Origin of the sequence: Bacteroides caecigallinarum (assembly GCF_021530995.1) — a bacterium.
GTDB classification, from domain to species: Bacteria; Bacteroidota; Bacteroidia; order Bacteroidales; family Bacteroidaceae; genus Phocaeicola; species Phocaeicola faecigallinarum.
The window spans coordinates 1-20,352 of record NZ_JADYTF010000065.1; the positions used below are offsets into that span (position 1 = coordinate 1).

Genomic DNA, 20,352 nt, shown 5'->3' on the forward strand with positions numbered 1-20,352 from the left:
CATTTTAAAGAAAAGAGATATCCTTTATTTTATAAAGCAACATCAACAAGTGGATATTATTATTCTGTTTAACATGTTATCTGTTTGCAAAATATAAAAAATGTAATGGCTAAAGTTTCAGTAATTATCCCTATTTACAAAGTTGAAAACTTTATTGTTCGCTGTGCAAAATCACTATTGCAACAGACTTTGAACGAGGTGGATTACATATTCGTGGATGATGCTACTCCAGACAGGAGTATAGAACTGTTGGAAGAAGTAATAGGGCAGTATCCTGAACGAAAAGGGCAGGTCAGGCTGTTGAAGCATCAGACAAACAAAGGACTTCCGGCTGCACGGAATACAGGGTTGTCCGTCGCTAAGGGAGAATATATCTTCCATTGTGACAGTGATGATTTTGTAGAACCGGAAATGCTTGAACGGTTATATCTCAAAGCTAAATCTGATGAAGCGGATATAGTCTGGTGTGACTGGTGGCTTTCTTTTGAACGGAATGAAAGATATATGAGACAGCCTGGTTATGCTACACCAATGGAAGCTTTAAAAGGGTTATTGGAAGGTACTATGAAGTTCAATGTATGGAATAAGCTTGTCAAAAGAACCCTTTATACTGATTATAATATACAGTTTCCATCCGGTTATGGTATGGGAGAAGATATGACAATGATCCGCCTTTTTGCGAGAGCCGGAAAGGTTTCTTATTTGGCTGAAGCCTTTTATCATTATGTGCAACTGAACACTGGAGCTTTCTGTAAGACTGAAAATAAACAGCATCTCATTGATTTAAGACATAATGTATCATTGGTGGAGGATGACTTGTGGAGTCTTTATGGAAAAGAAATAGAAACAGAACTGGCTTTTTTTAAGCTGAATGTAAAATTTCCTTTTTTAATAACAGATAATCCAGCTAAGTACAAATTATGGGAAGCATGGTTTCCTGAAGCAAATAAATTCATAATTAAAAACAAAAACATTTCCTTGAGAAGCCGACTGCTGCAATTGGCTGCCTGGAAAAAACAATACTGGCTTGTAAAACTGTACTATATCTGCATACACCGTCTGGTATATGGAGTAATTTACCGATAATAATTTATGTTGGCAATACGAATAGTCGGAATAACATTTGCAGTTATTCTGACCAGCTTTTTTTTCTTTCCTTTTGAGTTTACAATTCTTCCCGGTATAAACACAAAGATGGCACTTGCTGGCGTAGGATTGCCGATTTTGGGATATCAGCTTGCTTCTCATCGTACCGGCTTAATTAACAAGCAGGTATTTCTACTTTCCATATGGGCAGGAATAGCTTCAATTATTGGATGTTTCTCTATAACATTCAATAATACACCTGATACTGCATACGCAACCTATATTGTATCCATGTGGGTTTGGCTCAGTGCGGCATATACGGTGACTACTTACATCAGAATGGTTCACGGTAATCTTTCAACTATGTTATTGTTGCGTTACCTGATAATAGTCTGTGTATGTCAGTGTATTTTAGCATTGCTTATTGACTCTTATCCGAATATAAAACAAATTATAGACCAATATGTTCAGCAGGGACAAGATTTTTTGAATAAGACTAATGTAAATCGTCTTTATGGAATTGGTGCCTCATTGGATGTTGCAGGGTCAAGATTTGCCGCACTACTTGTGATGATAGCTTTCTCGGTTACTGATATGTGTAAGACAGATGAAAGAAAATACATACCTCTTTTCTTGGTTGCATTCTTCCTGATAGCTGTTATAGGGAATATGATAGCAAGAACAACAACTGTAGGTTTGATTCTGGCTGTAGGCTATTGGATGTATATGTCAGGAGTTCTTACTTTTAAAATAGATACGAACTACAGTACACTATGGAGCTGGTTTTTATGGATTCTGGCGGCAACGATAGTTATAGCTGTTTTTTGCTATCATTTTGTACCCGGAACCGAAGAAAAACTGCGTTTCGCTTTTGAAGGATTTTTCAGTCTTGTAGAAAAAGGAGAATGGTCAGTAAGTTCAAATGACCGTTTAAAGGGTATGTATGTGTTCCCGGAAACATTAAAAACCTGGCTTATAGGTGATGGATATTTCTCCAACCCAAGGAATATTGACCCTTATTTTATCGGTAAAGAAATTGGTGGATATTATATGGGTACTGATGTTGGATATTTACGTTTTATTTTCTATTTCGGTCTGGGTGGTCTGTTCGCAATGTGTATGGTTATTTATAAGGCCGGCAATTTCTGTATGAATAATCTTTCCCGTTATAGGGATATGTTTTTATTATTGCTGTTAGTAAACTATGTGGTCTGGTTTAAAGTCTCTACAGATATATTCCTTGTTTTTGCAATGTTTCTTATGGTTGCCCGTAGCGAAGAGGAAGACAAACAATTACAGCACGAAATATGAAAATCGTTTATTGTATAGCAGGTACCTGTCATTCCGGAGGAATGGAAAGGGTGTTGGCAAACAAGGCAAACTATTTGGCCGGGAGGGGATATGAGATTGTTATTGTAACTACCGACCAGCACGGAAGACAGCCTTTCTTCCCTCTGAACGAGCAGATCCGGTGTATTGACCTGGATATAAATTATGAAGACAATAACGGGAAGTCTTTTATGAATAAACTGATGCATTATCCTGTTAAACAGTTGTTGCACAGGAAAAGGCTTGAATCAGTTCTTATGAGGGAAAAACCTGACGTTACGGTCTGTATGTTCAATAATGATGCATCGTTTATAACCGGTATAAAGGATGGAAGCGCAAAACTGTTGGAGATACATTTCTCTAAATTCAAACGTTTGCAGTATGGGCGCAAAGGGCTTTGGAGGATAGCCGACAAATGGAGAAGCAAACAAGATGAAAATGTTGTCAGAAGATTCGACAGGTTTGTGGTCCTTACTGAGGAGGATAAGAGATATTGGGGTGAACTGAATAATATAGAAGTAATACCTAACGCAATTACATACATACCATCTGAGAAATCAAATCTTGAGAATAAAAAGGTGGTAGCAGTAGGAAGATATAGCTTTCAGAAGGGATTTGACAGGCTGATTGAAGCCTGGAGAATAGTGGTAAAAGATTTTCCGGATTGGAAACTTGATATCGTGGGGGATGGAGAAGAATATGAAAAGCTTAAAAAGCTGATATCAGGATATGGACTGGATAATTCGGTAGCATTGATAAAAACGAAAAAGAATATAGGGGATGTGTATAGAAACGCATCTGTATATGCAATGACATCACGCTATGAGGGCTTGCCGATGGTATTGCTCGAGGCTCAGTCATATGGTCTGCCTGTTGTGTCTTTTGACTGTAAATGCGGTCCAAAAGATATTATAGATGAGGGGGAAAACGGTTTTATCGTGGCTGATGGGAACATCACACTATTTGCAGGAAGGATGGCTGAACTTATGATGGACATGTCGTTAAGAAAAAGAATGGGAGAAAAAGCCGGGATATCAATCCTTAAATATGATGAAACGACTGTCATGGATAAATGGATTCAAACATTCAAATCAATATCAGATAGATGAAAACTATTGTTGTTTCAGCGGTAAACCTGCGTAAGGGAGGCACACTGACTATTTTGAGAAACTGTCTGGAGTATCTTTCGCAGCTGGCTCAAAACGGAGAATATAAGGTTGTGGCACTGGTGCATAACAAGAATCTGGCGATGTATCCCGGAATAACATATATCGAAATGCCCTGGACTGTGAAAAGCTGGTTCTGCCGTATATGGTGTGAGTATATAACAATGTATAAAATTTCGAAGCAACTTTCTCCCGTTTATTTATGGCTGTCCTTGCATGACACAACGCCTAATGTAAAGGCTGAGAGGCGTACTGTTTATTGTCATAACCCTTTCCCGTTTTATCCCTGGAAATGGCGTGAGCTTTTCATGAATTACCGTATCGTATGTTTTGCCTGGTTCACAGAATATATTTACAGAATAAATATTCACAAGAATTATAAGATTGTTGTTCAGCAGGATTGGATGAAAAGAGAATTCATCAAACTTTTCAATCTTTATAAAGACAAAATTATTGTAGCGCTGCCGGAGAATAGAACGGATACTGTGGATATAAGAAATAAATATAAGTCTTCCGAATCAACTTATAATTTTATATACCCATCATACGGAGATATTCATAAGAACTTTGAACTGTTGTGTGAGGCGGCTGCTATGCTGGAAAATGAAATTGGAAAAGATAAGTTTAAGGTTTATATGACAATATCCGGTACAGAGAATAAATACACAAGATGGCTGTATAGGAAATGGGGGCATGTAAATTCTTTAGTTTTTACAGGATTCTTGGACCGTGTGAAACTTTATGAATTATATGGTAATGCCGATTGTCTGATATTTCCTTCGAAAGTTGAAACATGGGGATTGCCAATAAGTGAGTTTGCACAGTTTGAAAGGCCAATGCTGTTGGCAGATTTGCCATACGCACATGAAACGGCAGCCGGAAGTGCAAAAACTTCATTCTTCGATATCCATGATGCAAATATTCTTAAGGGGAAAATGAAGAAACTGATTGATAACGACAATTCTTTTCTTGAACCGATATCCAAGTACGAGCCAGAGGCTCCAGTAAGTCATACATGGGAAGAACTATTTAAGATGTTATTAGGATGAAACCGTATCTTTCATTTATAGACATATCTACATTCTCAGTAAAAGAAAGGATATCGTTACAGAAACGTTATGCCTTACACAAAAAATATGAGAAGGCTGTAAACTTATATATAGACACAGATATGTCGCAAAAGGCAATTGCCGAAAAATGTAATGTATCTTTAGCCGGACTCGGAAACTATCTGCGAAGGTATTGGAGAGAGCAAGTACTAATCAGGCATCAGATTCCTGTAGATAAAGTTGAGCCCGGCAAAATCAAAATAATTGCTGCAGGAAAGCAAAGTGTAAAAGCCCACGAAAAGTATAAGGATGCTATTGCTGCATGTGATTCATTAACTTATATTGAATTCAATATATCACAGATAGCAAGAAAATTCGGATTGAATGGAACTGCATTGGCCAATTATATGCGTATACACTATCAGGAAACTTTGGTCTTTAAGTCTATAGCAAAAAGATTTAATATCAATTATAACAGCTTAGGAGGATTTGTACGTCGTAACCGTCCTGACATAATAATAAATCACGATAACCTAATTAAGGATATCGAATAAGGCTATTTATTATTTCAATGAATAAAAACAAATGAAAGAATTTACGGGAAAAATACTTCAGCTGGGTAAGTTTTATCCAATTTATGGAGGTGTAGAAAAAGTCGAGTTCGAGCTTATGCTCGGGCTGTCGGAAAAGAACATTAAATGTGATATGCTATGTGCAGCATTGGAGGGGAAAAGCAAGAAATATGAATTTAATGATAAAGCGAAGCTGCTTACCTGTCATTCATGGACTAAAGCTGCAGCTACAATGATTTCTCCTGCTATGGTTTTCACTTTAAGAAAGTGTAAAAATGATTATGATGTAATACATATACATCATCCTGACCCTATGGCTTCTCTCGCATTGCTCATGTCCGGTTATAAAGGAAAGGTCGTATTACACTGGCACAGTGATATATTAAAGCAGAAGTTACTTCTTAAGTTCTATAAACCTCTACAAGATTGGATAATTAAGCGAGCAGATATTATAGTCGGTACTTCTCCGATTTATCTAAAAGAGTCTATATATCTGAAAGATGTTCAGCAGAAAACTATTTGCGTGCCAATAGGAGTAGAACCAATTAAACCGGAAAGAGATAAGGTATCTGAGATTAGAGAAAAATATAAAGGGAAAAAGATAATTTTTTCATTAGGAAGACTGGTCGCTTATAAAGGATTCAGATATTTGATAGATGCAGCCAGTTATCTGAATGACAATTTTGTTATTCTGATAGGTGGTACCGGTCCTTTAAAAGAAGAGTTAGATAAACAGATAAAAGAAAAAAGGCTTGAAGATAAAGTTAAGTTGCTTGGTAGAATTTCTGATGATAAGCTACCATCATATTATGGAGCATGTGATGTGTTTTGCCTAAGTAGCATAATGAAAACAGAAGCTTTCGGAATAGTGCAGATAGAAGCTATGTCATGCGGTAAGCCGATAGTAGCTACAAATATACCACAGTCTGGTGTTCCTTTTGTAAATTCACATGGGATATCCGGTCTGAACGTAGAACCGGCAAATGCTGAGAATCTTGCGAAAGCCATAATGGATATAACCAAAGATTCAGAAACTTATAACCATTATTCTTCTGGAGCGATAAACAGATATAGTGAGCTATTTACAAAAGAAAAAATGATAGAAAACAGTATTAACCTATATAATAACCTTTAATAATTATTAAATGAGAATATTAGCAACATACCAATTGAATAACTTTCTGATATATAGTGATATTATGACTAACTATAACTTTATAAAACGCTCTTTGGATATTGTTTTAAGCATTTTAGGAATTATAATCACATCGCCACTATGTCTTGTCATATATTTTTTGATAAAGCGTGAAGATGGAGGACCGGTAATCTTCAGACAGGAGCGTATAGGATATGGTGGAAAACCTTTCACGATATATAAGTTCCGCTCTATGATTATAGAGGCTGAAAAGGATGACAAACCAGTATTGTGTCAGAGAAAAGATAAAAGGATGACAAAAGTAGGTTATTTTTTAAGAGAGCACCATCTGGATGAAATACCGCAGTTATGGAATATATTGAAAGGAGACATGAGTCTGGTAGGTCCACGCCCTGAAAGAAAGTTTTTTGTTGACCGTATTATCTCTGTCAATCCTGATTATAAGTTGCTGTATAAACTGAGACCGGGAATATTTTCGCCGGCAACACTTTATAACGGATATACCGATACTATGGAAAAAATGTTGGAACGTCTTAGAATGGATTTGGAATATATGCGTAACAAATCATTTTGGCTAGATGTCAAGATTATATATCTTACAATTATATCCTTACTGACCGGAAAGAAATTTTAAAATATAATGAATGACTATAAAATAATACATACGAAAAGTAATCTTAAACTAAGAAAAATAGGCAATCAGTATATGATTGTACAGGTTTGTAATGAACAGATAAACATGAGCGACGTATTCAGTATGAACAAAACTGCCGCAAATATTTGGGAACGTATTGATAAAGGTGGTTGTACTTTTGACGAATTGCTTGAGTTTATATGTGACACATATGATGTTTTAAAAGATAAGGCCTCTTATGACCTGAAAAAACTACTTGAGGAGTGGGAGTCTTATGGTCTTATTTACTGAAAAGTTTCCCATTTGCATAAATGATGGATATATCAAAAATACATAAAGCATTCTTCTCACTTTTACAATCCGGACTTTGGGACTATGAAAACAGAGAAATTTCAATATTTCCACTGACAGAAACCGAATGGAAGGTCCTGTACAGGTTGAGCAGAGAACAGACTGTAACTGGGCTAATATTTGCCGGTATCCAGAAATTACCAGAAAGTATTCAACCGAAAGAAAATCTTCTTGTGAGATGGATTGCAACTATTGATGCTATCGAACGGAGTAATCTGAGGATGAACTCTGTGCTGGTTGAACTCTGTGAGATGTTTGAGAAAGCCGGAATTAATCCTGTACTGCTAAAGGGGCAGGGCATAGCTTCCTTATATAAGAACCCATTGTTGAGAGAGTGTGGGGATATTGATTTTTATTTCCCGACTGAAAAAGATTTTACCGGTGCAAAGAATTGTATACATAGGGAGGGAATCAGAACAGAGAACAAGGCAGACGGGAGTATATCTTATTTTTGGAAAGGAGTGAAGATAGAACACCATAAACGTATGTTTGATTTGTTTACGTCACGTTCGATAAGATATTCTAAAGAACTGGAAACGAGATACGGTGTGAAATCGATAACCCTCTGTGGAAATAATGATGTTCAGATAGATATACCACATCCTATCCTTAATATAATACAGCAGAGTACTCATATACTTAAACATGCTTTTGGATTGGGAATCGGACTGCGTCAGTTCTGTGATCTTGCCATCTCTTATTACACATGGTATGGTGAACTGGCAGGTGATGATATAAGGGTGATATGTTCCAAATTGGGATTGGATAGGTGGTGTTCATTGCAATTTTCATTCTTGGTAAAGTATATCAATCTTCCCAAACAGTATATTCCTAATCATGAGATAATGGTTTCTCCTGATGTCTTGTATGCTATAGTGTGGAATGGAGGAAATTTCGGGCATAATGCAATTACAACCGGAAAATGTGATTCTGTTATATTAAGAAAAGTACATACAGCCTGGTCTTTCTATAATAACATCCGTTTTGCATATAAAATCGCGCCTAAAGAGGCTTTAGGCCTTTTTATGTATCTTATAAAAGGGCAGTTAAAATGAAAAATGATTTTTATTATCGTATAGCCGGATTTGATATTAAAATATCGACGTTCAGGAACCTGTGTATAGACAGTGTTCTTCCCTCTTTCATCCCTTTCAAGTTGGAAAAACCGGTGAATGGCCCATTCCTTATCAGATGTGAGGTCAGGTCGCTGGTTGATGTATCATCTGTTGAACTGAATGGCGATTTACTTGATAAAACAGAAAATGAGATGGGAATTATCCGTCTGTATAAACACGACGCAGGGTATATGCTGGCTGTAAAGACTAATTTGTGGAATGAATGGCATTATATGCTGGCTGACAAACAGTTTAAAGCAATCGTAATATATACGAGAGTGAATGGTAATAATGAAAACAATGAGCTTTCTTCTTTATTGAGAATAGCATTCTCACAGTCAATACTTAAATATGAAGCTGTTTCTGTTCATGCTGCTGCCGTTTATTCAGCTAATATATCATATTTCTTTATGGGAGAAAGCGGTACGGGTAAAAGTACTCATGCACAACTGTGGATTGGCAATATACCAGATACAGTGCTTCTTAATGACGACAATCCAGTCATTAGGATTATTGGAAATGAAATATATGGATATGGAACGCCATGGTCCGGTAAAACAGCCTGCTATAAGAATCTGTCCTTCCGTTTGGGAGGTATAGTAAGGCTTAAGCAGAGTGAAGTAAACAATTTCTCTCTACTTAAAGATGTGGATGCGTTTATATCTGTTTATCCCGGATGTTCAGTTATATCGTGTGATAAGGACTTAAGCAACTTCATGCATGAAACACTGATAAAGATATGTCAGACTGTAGCTGTGGGAAAACTTGAATGCAGACCCGACAGGGAAGCTGCTCTAATGTGTTATAAAAATCTTGTAGTCAAATAAATTTCAACTAAAATCAAATGATGTATAAACAAATTATTTGGGCAATAGTTTTTGCCGTATCTTTTCTGACTTCGTGTACATCGAGTAAGAATATAGTCTATATGCAGGATATGCAGACAGGTGAGAAATATCCTTATAATGACCGAAAAGAGGCTACTATCAGACGTGATGACAGGTTGAGTATTACTGTCAGCAACAAGAATCCTGAACTTGCCATTCCGTTCAATATATATGGCGGTACTTTCAGAGTAGGTAGTGAGGGTGATATAAGAACAGAAGCTTCAACAAGAGTAAACGAAAAAGGATATCGTGTAGATATAGATGGTGATATTGAGTTCCCGATATTGGGAATAATACATGTAGAAGGTCTTACTGTGAGTGAACTTAGAGACTTGATAAAAGAAAAGATAGAGAAGGGGAATTATATGAAAGACCCGATAGTGAGTATCGAATTTCTGAACTTCAAATACACTGTATTAGGAGCTGTTGGTCGTAATGGAACATTTAATGTAGAAGGAGACCGTATCACTCTTCTGGAAGCCATCGCTAATGCCGGAGATATAGCTGTGAACGCGCGGATAGACCGTGTGGCTGTTATCAGGGAAGTTAATGGAGAACGTGAAATGTTTATGCATGACCTTCGCAGCAAGGAAATTTTTGATTCACCAGCCTTCTATCTGCAGCAGAATGATGTAGTGTATGTGGAACCTAAATACCGTAAAGCCGATATAGAAGACCGAGGATGGAAAATAACAACGTTTCTGTTGTCTGTTGTTTCGGCAATTTCATCTATTATGTGGGCTATAAAGTAATAATATCAACATAAAAGAATATGCAAACTGAAAGAAATTCGAATTCGAAGAATGACCAGGGTATAAACCTTATAGACCTGTTACTTTATTTTGTTTCGAAGTGGAAATGGTTTTTACTGTCGGTACTGATCTGTACAGGTATCGCATGGTACAAATATGCCACTGCACCATTCATATATTTCCGTTCAGCCACGGTAATCATCAAAGACCCGTCCAACAAGACCTCCACTACCGGACTGGACCGTTTTGATAACATTATTAACAAGGTGAACGTGGCCAACGAGATTCTGCAATTCCGTTCAAAAAAACTGATGCGCGAGGTGCTGCAACGCCTCCATGCCGACATCAGCTACCAACTGGAAGACGGACTGCGCAGCAATGAGCTTTATAACCAATCCCCCGTTCTTCTCAGTTTCCCGGATGCATTGCCGGAACAACATTTCGCTTTCACAGTGACGTTAAAAGAAAAGAAGTCCCTAGTGCTGTCTGACTTCACTGGAATCGATGTCAAGTCTGACTTTACCGTTGAGATGTATGACACTGTAACCCTCAGCCGGGGGATGCGCGTGGTGGCCACCCCTACCAATTATTATAGCGATTCATGGACAGGAACCCCTATCCGTGTGGCGAAACTGCCGATGGAATCCATGGTAAATTACTATAAAAGTGCGCTGGGTATCCAGCAGGAAGAGGAGGAATCCTCCATCCTGACCCTCGCTCTGAAAGACGGCTCGGCGGCACGAGCGGAAGACATCCTGAACACGCTGATAAACGTGTACAACGAGGAAGCCATCAAAGATAAGAACCAGGTTGCCGTAAACACGGCCGACTTCATCAACGACCGCTTGATTATCATTGAGAACGAGCTTGGCGGCGTGGAATCGGAACTGGAGACATTCAAGCAACGTAACCAGATTGTGGACATCGCCTCTTCGGCCGGGATGTACATGAGCGAATCGCAGAAGTACAATACGGACGCACTGGAACTGGAAACTCAGCTGCGCCTGGCCAATTTCATCAAGGACTACCTGACAGATCCGGCCAAGGAAACTGACCTGATTCCCTCGAATACGGGCATTGGGGACATGAATATAGAAAGCCAGATAAACCTGTACAATACCGCCAAGTTGAAGCGGGATCACCTGATAGACGACAGTAGCGCGAACAACCCTGTGGTACTGGAACTGAACAATTCTCTTCGTGCCATGAAACAGAACATCATCCGTGCGGTGGACAACATGATAGTAAGCCTGAACGTGCAACGCAGTGATGCACAGAGCCGCGAAATGCGGGCACAGAACCGAATAACGTCCATCCCCACTAAGGAGCGGAAAATGCTCTCCATCGAACGGCAGCAGAAAGTGAAGGAAGCCCTATACCTGTTTCTGTTGAACAAGCGCGAAGAAAATGCCCTGTCGCAGGCGATGGCTGATAATAACGCCCGTGTCATCGACGGAGCAGAAGGTAGCAACTCCCCCATTTCTCCCAACCGCAACCGTATTCTGTTGCTTGGATTGCTCGTGGGGCTGGCTATTCCCAGCCTGGCCTGTCTGGGCATCCTGTTCTTGGATACCCGGGTACACAGCCGCAAGGACTTTGAGGATATTGTAAGTGTGCCTTATTTAGGAGAAATACCCCAAGACAAGGAAGCGGGAAAACTGAACGAACAAGAAAGTCCTTTCCTGCTGGCAAAAGAACAAAGGGACAGCACCGTATCGGAAGCCTTCCGCATTCTGCGTACCAACATGGCCTTCATGGCAAGAAAAGACCTTCCCCAACAGGTGATTATCTTCACCTCCCTCAATGAAGGAGCCGGCAAGACATTCATCTCGAAAAACCTGGGAATGAGCCTTGTGCTGGCTAAGAAAAAAGTGATACTGATAGACATGGATATCCGCAGGGGTACCCTGAGTCGGCAGTTCCATCTTCATAAGACCGGTCTGACCAATTATTTGGCTGATGCCACCCTTTCGGCGGAAGACATTATCCAGCACCAAGACGGCTTTGACATCATTGCCGCCGGTGCCATAGCCCCCAATCCGGCGGAACTGCTGATGGATGAACGGCTGGACAATCTGGTAACTGAGCTGCGCAGACGATACGACTATATTGTTGTGGACAGCGTGCCTGTAGGCATTATTGCGGATGCGACCATTTCCAACCGCATTGCCGACCTGACCATCTTTGTGGCACGCGCAGGCCGTCTGGACCGCCGCCAGCTACCCGAGATAGAACAGTTGTATAAAGAAAACAAGTTGCACAACATGGCCCTCGTGCTGAACGGCGCAGACCTGCACCGGCGCTACGGGTATTACGGATATTATGGATATTCATACAAATATGGATATGGAAAGAAAAAGAAATAACAAACTATATTTTTACGACAATGGAAAATTTGATAAAAGAAAAGTATGAGGCTCCCACTACCAAGCGGACAAGGGTAGAGATGGAGAGCGGGATTTGCGTGGCATCGAATGTGGATGTTAAACCTGGAGATGATGTAAACACCAACCGGCATGTAAACATTGATGCACAAGGCTTTGATGATACAAGTTTCGGAGGTAAAGATGCCATTTCATGGGATTAAATTTGAATAAACTAATCAGACAAACGCTATGAACAAGCAAAAACATTATTTGAATTTAGCAATCCTGCTGATGGCAGGATTGACCATTGCCGGATGTCAGGAAGATGAGGTTGGAGGCTTCACACCTGCCGCCCCCGGCGATGCCATAGAATTTGCCGTAAACGCCGTAAAGACCCGTACTGCATACGTCTCGGACAACCAGATTGACTGGACGGGAGGTGAGCAAATCCGCATCTATTCTGACGTGGCCGACAAGAAAAACCAATTGGGAGAAACCGTTACTCCAGGAACGGCAGAAGGATGGAAAAACAATGCCCTATATACCGTGACACCGGTCACCGGAGATGGGGAGCACCAGTATCACGGAGAATTTACAGCCACCAACGAAGAATATCTGGCATGGAGCGCACTCAGCGATACACATGAATTCTATGGGATATATCCTGATGAGAGACTGAATATTGAGGGAAGTACCCCCTCAAACGGCTTGTTCCAACTTCAGTTCATCAGCAACCAAGCGTGCAAGGTGACATCGGCGGAAAACGGAAGCTACATCGCCGCGCCAGACATGCTGAACGCCTACATGGTGGCACACAACAGGGTGGTAAGCACCGAAAATCATGTCTTGCTGGATTTCGACCCTATCATGACCACGCTAGACATCACCATTCGTGCAGGTGGCTACGAAGTGGCAACGGGAATCATCCAACCGCTCACCGTAACGGGAGTGAGCGTGACTCTCCCCAATGGCCTTGGCGGAAAGGAGTATTTCACCTACAATGCCACCAATATCCAGAATTCCACCGAAGAGGGAGTAAGCCAAGGACAAGGCGAATTGACCGATGAGCTAAAGAACGGACAGTCGGAATCCGTGTTCGTAAGTTTCGTGGATGAAAGCGGAAATCCCATGGAGATACCTCTTTCCGAAGGGGAGTCCATCCGGCTTACGGCTTTCCTGCCGCCCATTCCCACAGAGCAAACTACGGGAACCCAAATCAGGGTGCATACGGCTGAAAATTTTGACTTTTCCGCCACTCTGAAAAAGCCTCTTCAAGCCCAATACAAAGTGGTGATCCCGCTACCGAACGTGAATCCGAAATCGCCCAAGAACACCAACTGGATTTCGGAACTGGATGGAAACATCTATCTGAAGCAACTGTCAATACCGGGTGCTTACTGTAATGAAAATAATGATGCAGAAGTCATAAATAAATTGCTAAGTATGGGAGTACGGGCATTTAATGTGAAAGAATTGGAGTTTTGGCATGCAGATTGGAAATCATCATATCATGCCATTCCCGAAGAAATAGTAAAGGCTTTCAAACTTTTTTTGCAAAATAATCCGCATGAGTTCCTTTTTGTTTACTGTGAGAACGACTTAACAGACAATTTCGATGCATATGACATACCATATTATAAATTGGCAACTGACAATGTCGGTTCTGCAACTGTGACAGATATGCGCAGCAAAATCGTTACCGCTTACAAAAGTACTAATTATTTCTTTGAAAGTGGCAAATCTGATTGGGTTGCAGACAATAGGTTGTTCCCTCACGAAGACTGTTCAAGCTCAAATTTCCAACTCGCTCTTGAAGGATGGAATAATTGGGATAGCAGTGGTGCTATCTCAAATTGGGGGGAGCAAAACTTGGAGGATTCTGCTTACAAGGCAGCCATTTACGACCAAACAATCCAATATAGAGGACAACGCGGTTATACGGGCATCGTGACTCTCCATGACATTGAGTATTCAGATGACATGATAAATATCACCGATGAACAACTCATACAAGCCATCATTAATTGCAACTTCAAATTCATTTTAGACAGGAAATAAGACAATGATAAAGTATTTATTCATTACCATGCTGTGTGCGACAGCCTTTGCAGATGCCGCAGCACAGGAACAACACTCAGACACCATACAATCGGTGTATGACACCACCGAAGAAGTGATGTATGACAACGACAAATACAAAGTGGAAACCAACCACTTTTGGGACAACTGGTTTGTCAGTGCCGGTTTTGGCGGACAAATCATCTTTGGCAACCACGACAAACAAGTAAAGTTTTTTGACCGTATTGCACCGGCATTGGACATCGCCGTGGGCAAATGGTTCACTCCCGGCATCGGTGTACGCCTAATGTACAGCGGTCTGTCTGTAAAGGGAGCCACCCAAAAAGAAGGACATGGAGAATTCCCCACTCATAGTACAGGGGTGGATGTACCCGGCAAAGGAGGTGACGGCTATTGGCTGATGAAACAGAAATTCAAGTTCTACAATCTCCACCTCGATGCCCTGTTCAATATGTCAAACATATTGTACGGGTATAATGAAAAGCGTGTATATAACTGCTCTCCATATTTCGGTCTCGGATGGACCAGAGTATGGGAATCGCCACAAAGTATGGAAGTAAGTGCAAATGTTGGTATTCTGAATTCATTCCGTCTGAACGATGCACTCGATTTGAATCTGGATATCCGAGGAGCATACGTCAGTGACCGTTTCGACGGTGAGCTTGGCGGACGCTGGGGAGAAGGAATATGGAGTGCTACGATAGGACTGACATACAAATTCAAACCACGTGGTTGGGATAGAAGCAAGACAATTATACGCACTCATGACCGTACATCAGAGCTCAAGGCTATGCAAGACAAACTTAATGATATGCAGGCACAACTGGCACAGCGCAAGCGCGACTCCATCACGGTAGTGAAGACTTTGGCCGCCGCCAACTTTGTCATCTTCAAAATTGACACTTGGGACCTGACCAACGAAGCCCGTGTACAGTTGAGTTTGTTTGCCGAGACCATCAAGAAGGCTGACCCGAATGTGGTGTACATCATTACCGGTTATGCCGATAAGGGCACAGGCAGCGTAGAGCGCAACGTCATCTTGAGCAAGAACCGCGCCCGTGTGGTTTATGAATGCCTGGTCAACGAATTTGGTGTGCCCAAGAAACAACTGCGTGTGGACCACAAGGGAGGTGTGGATAACATGTTCTATAACGATCCGCGCCTGAGCCGTGCGGTGATCACACGAGTGGTGGAAGAATAAGTACAACAAAGAAACTTGGCCGCATGGAATACGGGATGGAACGCATCCTGCCTCCATGCGGCACAAACAGGAATAAAAAAATAAATATTATGGATACGAACAAGAAGAAATGGACAAGCAGACTTTGGAACGTGCTGCTTGGAACGGCATTGCTGGGAAGCATGTTGACTTCATGCGTGGACGATGAATTTCCATCCATGCATGGAACGACTCCCCTCACCCGAAGCATTGGAGCTATAGGTTCAGATGATGGACTGGTAGAGCAAAACGATGGATATTGGAAGGCCACCCATCGGATTCCGCTGGTAGGGTCTGGAAGAATTGTTGATAACATACGTTCATCAACAGGTAGTATATTTACAATTCCCGACGGATCGAATGCTGTAACAAACCTTGATATTTCAGATTCTTATACTGTCCAATCAGTGTTGGGGCTGGGTACTGGTGCAAGCTTGATTATGTCTGTACGCGATTTGAACTACGAATATGCCGGCGGACAAAAGGCTGGATTTGTATGCACTGCTTTAGATGACGGAATATTGTCATTAAATGTATTGAAAGGTTATTATCTGGAAACTTATCTTCATGGAAAAAAGACCGGTGAATATACCTTTAATAATGACGGCGTTAAAAGCCTTGTGGATTTAGGATTGGGTAACATTACCGGAGGAAACTACGATGATAAAACAGAAGGAAACCCGACCAGCATCTTCTGCATAGAGGGTACTTTTGATAAACCTTTTGATGAAATACGTTTGTGTATATCGGGAGTGGATGTGGATTTGGCCGGGAAGTTGCAAATCTATTATGCCTATGTGGGCGACAATGAAATGATTCCGGCCATCAGCAGCAGGACCGATTTCTTTTATAACGGCGTATCTGTGCCTTGGAAAGTCGGCGATGTCAGTTGGATAAGCTGGTCGGATGAAAATAGTGCCAACTCATTAATCGATGACAGAACGGACAACGGTTGTACCATAGAACTAATTATGGGAGTAATTGGCAGCATTAGCGGAGGCATACATGCAACAGTTGATTTCGGACGGGAGATTGAGGCCGGCTCAGAAGTCGGATTCGTTGTCACGACAGGCGGATTATTGGAACTGGGCGGAGGAAAATCTGTCATTATCCGAACTTATAATGGAGAAGAGGACGATCCAGAAAAATATACCGAACAATATACGTACACTAAGATGCTAAGTCTAGGCTTGCTTGGAGGCGGACGAACCAAATATAGCATAAAGACCACCCAACCTTGCCAAAGGGTTTACCTGAATTTCGCCGGGCTTGACGTAAAGTTATTGAGTGCTACCACTATTAATTATGCCTTTGTGCGAGAGCCGGACAAGATAGACGCTTCGTCCTTATTCACTTTATCCGGTGCCACGGTTTATACCCCCAGTTATCGCTTTGCCGATGTTCCAGAGAAGGTGGGAAGCGTGGAATTCAAGCTGCTGGAGTCTCCGTATCAGAATGCAAAGTTGGAAGAGAATGAGAACGGAGAATGGGTACTGACTGATATGTTTGTTGCTGGAAACTACAAGGTGCAGGGCACTTTTACCTATACGGATGCAAACGGAGAGCAACATCAAATTGTACGTACCGCCATCATCCGACGTTTGGTGAAGAACCAGGACTATTGTAACAATCACATGACTAATGGAGGTGGTTCAAACCAATATACCGCATACCAACCGGAGAATGGCTTTGATGGTGTATTAAGCATCGGAGGAAGCGGAACAGCGGAAGGTTCATTCGCAAATATCGTGGACGAGGATGAGAACAATTATGTGCAGTTTACGGAAGCTGTAAATGTATCGTTGGGGACCAACACTGCTATTGTCGGTGTAAAATCTTCTCAATCCCTGAATACGGACAAAAAGAATATGCGTGTCGGCTTTGTGATAGACCGCGGAAATACCATTCTTACTGCAAACGTGCTCAACTTCCTGCGGATCAGGCTTCTGAATAAAGGTGAAGAAGTAGGAAGCGGCGTAGGAAAGGACAACAGTGGGGTTTCCGTCAGCCTTTTGGGAACGTCAACCACCGGGAAGGCCCGCTTGAGCATTAACACCGATGAAGAATTTGATGCCATCGAACTGTATTTTTCGGGCTTGTTGTCTCTGGCTGCAGGTAATGTCCTGAAGGTGTACTACGCTTTTTACGAAGATGCTTCAGTCGATTGTGGCGCACCCGGAGAAGAATGTATGCAGCTGATTACAAATGCCAACTATGGAGCAACGGCCGAAGTGACAAGTTCCGGTCTCGAACTCATTTCCGTATTTGACAATTTCGGCAACATATTGGATGGGGATATGGAAAGTTATGCAACCATATTCCAAGGAGTTTCTTTGTCTGGCACAACATTGTCCGTCAAATTTGACGAGATAAAAGGTGGTCAAGAAATTGGTCTGATTCTGTCCGGAATTCCCGGGCTGATTGATTTGAGTGGAATTAATGTTGAAATAATCAAAGCTCTCTATCAGGGAGAACCGATTGCTGAAACAACAGGTGGCAGCGGACTCGGACTGAAAGTGGCAGGAAACGGAGACAAGACATATCTTTCGATAACTCCACCGGCAAGTACAACGATTGACGAAATACAGTACGTCTTGGGAGGTTTGGATGTTCTTAAAAATATAAAGATACATGGCGTATATCTCCGTCCGGATTATGACCTTGACGGCGTGATGGACTGCGTGGGGGATGAACTGACCACCAGCATTGTCGGTTTGAAACCTACCCCTGCCGACATTTGTGAAGGGAACAGCACCTCGCTGGTGGTAAGCGGAGGCGAAGAGGGTAAAGAATACCAGTTGGCCATACGGGATTATAAATCAAGAAACTCTTTTGATAAGACCTATACTGTGAAGTTAAATTCGTCTTCCGAATTTGAGTTTGTCAATGGGGACCCGATTCCCGATTTAAAGCCCGGCATCTACTATCTGACAGTAGAAAATCCGGCTAATCCGAATTCGCCTTACATTAACGGTATAGAATTGACCATTCATCCGCATGAAACGGAATGGACGGGAACGACATCCACAGATTGGAACACTTGGGGCAACTGGACAAAAGGAGTGCCTTGGGATTGCAGCAACGTGTTCATTCCTGCTAATGTCGAACAATATCCGGTGTTGAGCGCATCCGGTACGGAGGAATACTGGTGCAACAACATCCATTTTGCACCAGGTACGGAACTGATAGGTCAATCACACCTGCATTATACACAAGCCTTTGTGGATATGAATCTCAGTGCCGGTACCTATCATCTGATGTCGGCACCGCTGCAAGCCATGGTGACGGGAGACATGTTTGTAACCCAAAACGTGACAGACTGGGAAAGCTGGAGAGCGACGCCATCCGATAATCTGCATCCGAATTACTTTATGCCGATTAATGGGAAGGAACAAGGTCTTGACAAGAAATCTTCTTACTCAGAACAGCGCAATGATCCTTTCATCTACCAGCGGTTCTGGAGCAGCGCAGTAAGGAACGAGACGCTTACCAGAGCCCATTACACCACGGATAAGGTAATAACCGAATTGACCGACTGGTCGAGAAGTTTTAATGCCGTTGAAACCAATTACGAAGTGGGACAAGGTTTTGCCGTGAAAGCCGGAGATGAGACAAATGCTACTCCTTATCATTTCCACTTCCCGAAGTCATTCAGCATCTATAATTATTATGGAATAAACGGTAATTCATTGAAGGGAAGTTCAATTGCCAGAACGGGACAAATCGGCCGTCTCTGGACTGCAGAGCAGATTAACGGGTTAACGCTCAAACGTGAAACAAGCGGAACTCTTTACATTTTCGGAAATCCGTTCATGGCGCACATTAACATCAAGAAGTTCTTGGAAGCAAATTCTTCATCTGTTTCCTCTGTAAAGGTTTACAAAGACGGACAATATGTTGACATTACCAGCAGCAATGTGGCAAACGGCGCACAGATAGCGCCGATGCAGGCCGTCTTCTTGGAAACGAAGGCAGAAGACACCAGTTACTCAGTCAACCTGACTGAAGATATGTTGGAACAAGGAAACAGCAGTGGTGCCTTGACCCGTGCGTTGCCCGAACAACTGGAATTGCTTGTTACAGCCAGTGGCCATACAGCCTCTTGCTTTGTGACTCTCTCGTCCACTGCCAACGACAGCTATGACAGCCGTGAAGATGCCCTGTTGCTGGTAGGCAACGAAGAGGGGTCAGGTGTAGCCGTATTCACTGCCGCCGACGGTAAAGCCCTTTCCATCCAGCGGATGAAATCCGCCACCCGCATCCCCGTAGGCTTCTACCTGAAGCAGACTGGCAATGTCAGCCTGACTTTCGATGACTCCGACAATGCCTGGAATGGCTGGAAACTGAAAGACGAGCAGACGGGCAGAAGCTATCCGATCAACGGAAGAATCACTTTAAACGATGTTTCTACCGGTTCCGGACGCTTCTTCCTGGAAAAGGTGCAATAAAACGACAAAGACATTCGTAAGCATTCAGTAAACCCCGTATGATTAGAACTGGTAAAGCCGGCATAGATTGTCTATTAAAAATTTCGACTTGTCTCTGAAAATGTTGAAGATATTCGACGATTTCTATCAGGATCTATTAAAAG

At 41.8% G+C, this 20,352-nt stretch carries 16 protein-coding genes; all 16 read left to right on the forward strand.

The genetic code is table 11. The features are described 5' to 3' along the window. The first annotated feature begins 105 nt into the window (after nucleotides 1-105). The 16 genes from I6E24_RS09735 (at nucleotide 106) to I6E24_RS09810 (ending at nucleotide 20,209) form a co-directional block, all read left to right on the forward strand. Complete coding sequence (locus I6E24_RS09735; RefSeq protein ID WP_235328274.1) at nucleotides 106-1,086, forward strand: glycosyltransferase family 2 protein; 981 nt, start codon at nucleotides 106-108, stop codon at nucleotides 1,084-1,086. A 108-nt stretch (nucleotides 1,087-1,194) separates the two neighbouring features. Continuing rightward, a complete protein-coding gene (locus I6E24_RS09740) occupies nucleotides 1,195-2,397 on the forward strand; it encodes a hypothetical protein (protein WP_235328277.1) in 1,203 nt (400 codons plus the stop codon). Then, the gene (locus tag I6E24_RS09745; protein ID WP_235328279.1) at nucleotides 2,394-3,524 is read left to right on the forward strand and encodes a glycosyltransferase family 4 protein; all 1,131 of its coding nucleotides are present in this window, start codon (nucleotides 2,394-2,396) and stop codon (nucleotides 3,522-3,524) included. The genes I6E24_RS09740 and I6E24_RS09745 overlap by 4 nt, the downstream gene beginning before the upstream one ends. Then, nucleotides 3,521-4,630, forward strand: coding sequence for a glycosyltransferase family 4 protein (locus tag I6E24_RS09750; protein WP_235328281.1), 1,110 nt, complete (start codon nucleotides 3,521-3,523; stop codon nucleotides 4,628-4,630). Before I6E24_RS09745 ends, I6E24_RS09750 begins: the two co-directional genes overlap by 4 nt. Then, the gene (locus I6E24_RS09755) at nucleotides 4,627-5,184 is read left to right on the forward strand and encodes a hypothetical protein (protein WP_235328283.1); all 558 of its coding nucleotides are present in this window, start codon (nucleotides 4,627-4,629) and stop codon (nucleotides 5,182-5,184) included. The genes I6E24_RS09750 and I6E24_RS09755 overlap by 4 nt, the downstream gene beginning before the upstream one ends. Before the next feature lie 31 nt (nucleotides 5,185-5,215). Beyond that, nucleotides 5,216-6,337, forward strand: coding sequence for a glycosyltransferase (locus tag I6E24_RS09760; RefSeq protein WP_235328285.1), 1,122 nt, complete (start codon nucleotides 5,216-5,218; stop codon nucleotides 6,335-6,337). 10 nt (nucleotides 6,338-6,347) lie between these two features. Next, a complete protein-coding gene (locus I6E24_RS09765) occupies nucleotides 6,348-6,992 on the forward strand; it encodes a sugar transferase (RefSeq protein ID WP_394800390.1) in 645 nt (214 codons plus the stop codon). Between the two features lie 6 nt (nucleotides 6,993-6,998). Continuing rightward, on the forward strand, nucleotides 6,999-7,283 hold the full coding sequence (locus I6E24_RS09770; RefSeq protein WP_235328287.1) for a PqqD family protein: 285 nt from the start codon (nucleotides 6,999-7,001) through the stop codon (nucleotides 7,281-7,283). A gap of 20 nt (nucleotides 7,284-7,303) precedes the next feature. After that, entirely contained in the window at nucleotides 7,304-8,398 is a 1,095-nt protein-coding gene (locus I6E24_RS09775; protein WP_235328289.1) for a nucleotidyltransferase domain-containing protein, read from the forward strand. Next, nucleotides 8,395-9,285, forward strand: coding sequence for a phosphoenolpyruvate carboxykinase (locus tag I6E24_RS09780; RefSeq protein WP_235328291.1), 891 nt, complete (start codon nucleotides 8,395-8,397; stop codon nucleotides 9,283-9,285). The genes I6E24_RS09775 and I6E24_RS09780 overlap by 4 nt, the downstream gene beginning before the upstream one ends. Nucleotides 9,286-9,302: 17 nt before the next feature. Beyond that, nucleotides 9,303-10,097: a polysaccharide biosynthesis/export family protein gene (locus tag I6E24_RS09785; RefSeq protein WP_235328293.1), complete on the forward strand. Its 795-nt coding sequence runs from the start codon at nucleotides 9,303-9,305 to the stop codon at nucleotides 10,095-10,097. Between the two features lie 20 nt (nucleotides 10,098-10,117). Further along, nucleotides 10,118-12,463, forward strand: coding sequence for a GumC family protein (locus I6E24_RS09790; RefSeq protein ID WP_235328295.1), 2,346 nt, complete (start codon nucleotides 10,118-10,120; stop codon nucleotides 12,461-12,463). Between the two features lie 20 nt (nucleotides 12,464-12,483). Beyond that, nucleotides 12,484-12,684: a hypothetical protein gene (locus tag I6E24_RS09795; protein WP_235328297.1), complete on the forward strand. Its 201-nt coding sequence runs from the start codon at nucleotides 12,484-12,486 to the stop codon at nucleotides 12,682-12,684. Between the two features lie 28 nt (nucleotides 12,685-12,712). Further along, nucleotides 12,713-14,521 (forward strand): PI-PLC domain-containing protein, encoded by a 1,809-nt coding sequence (locus I6E24_RS09800; RefSeq protein WP_235328299.1) that lies wholly within the window; start codon nucleotides 12,713-12,715, stop codon nucleotides 14,519-14,521. 4 nt (nucleotides 14,522-14,525) lie between these two features. Next, nucleotides 14,526-15,743: an OmpA family protein gene (locus tag I6E24_RS09805; RefSeq protein ID WP_235328301.1), complete on the forward strand. Its 1,218-nt coding sequence runs from the start codon at nucleotides 14,526-14,528 to the stop codon at nucleotides 15,741-15,743. A gap of 89 nt (nucleotides 15,744-15,832) precedes the next feature. Then, nucleotides 15,833-20,209 carry a hypothetical protein gene (locus tag I6E24_RS09810; protein ID WP_235328303.1) on the forward strand — a complete coding sequence of 1,459 codons (4,377 nt, stop codon included), beginning with the start codon at nucleotides 15,833-15,835 and terminating at the stop codon, nucleotides 20,207-20,209. The last annotated feature ends 143 nt before the right edge of the window (nucleotides 20,210-20,352 follow it).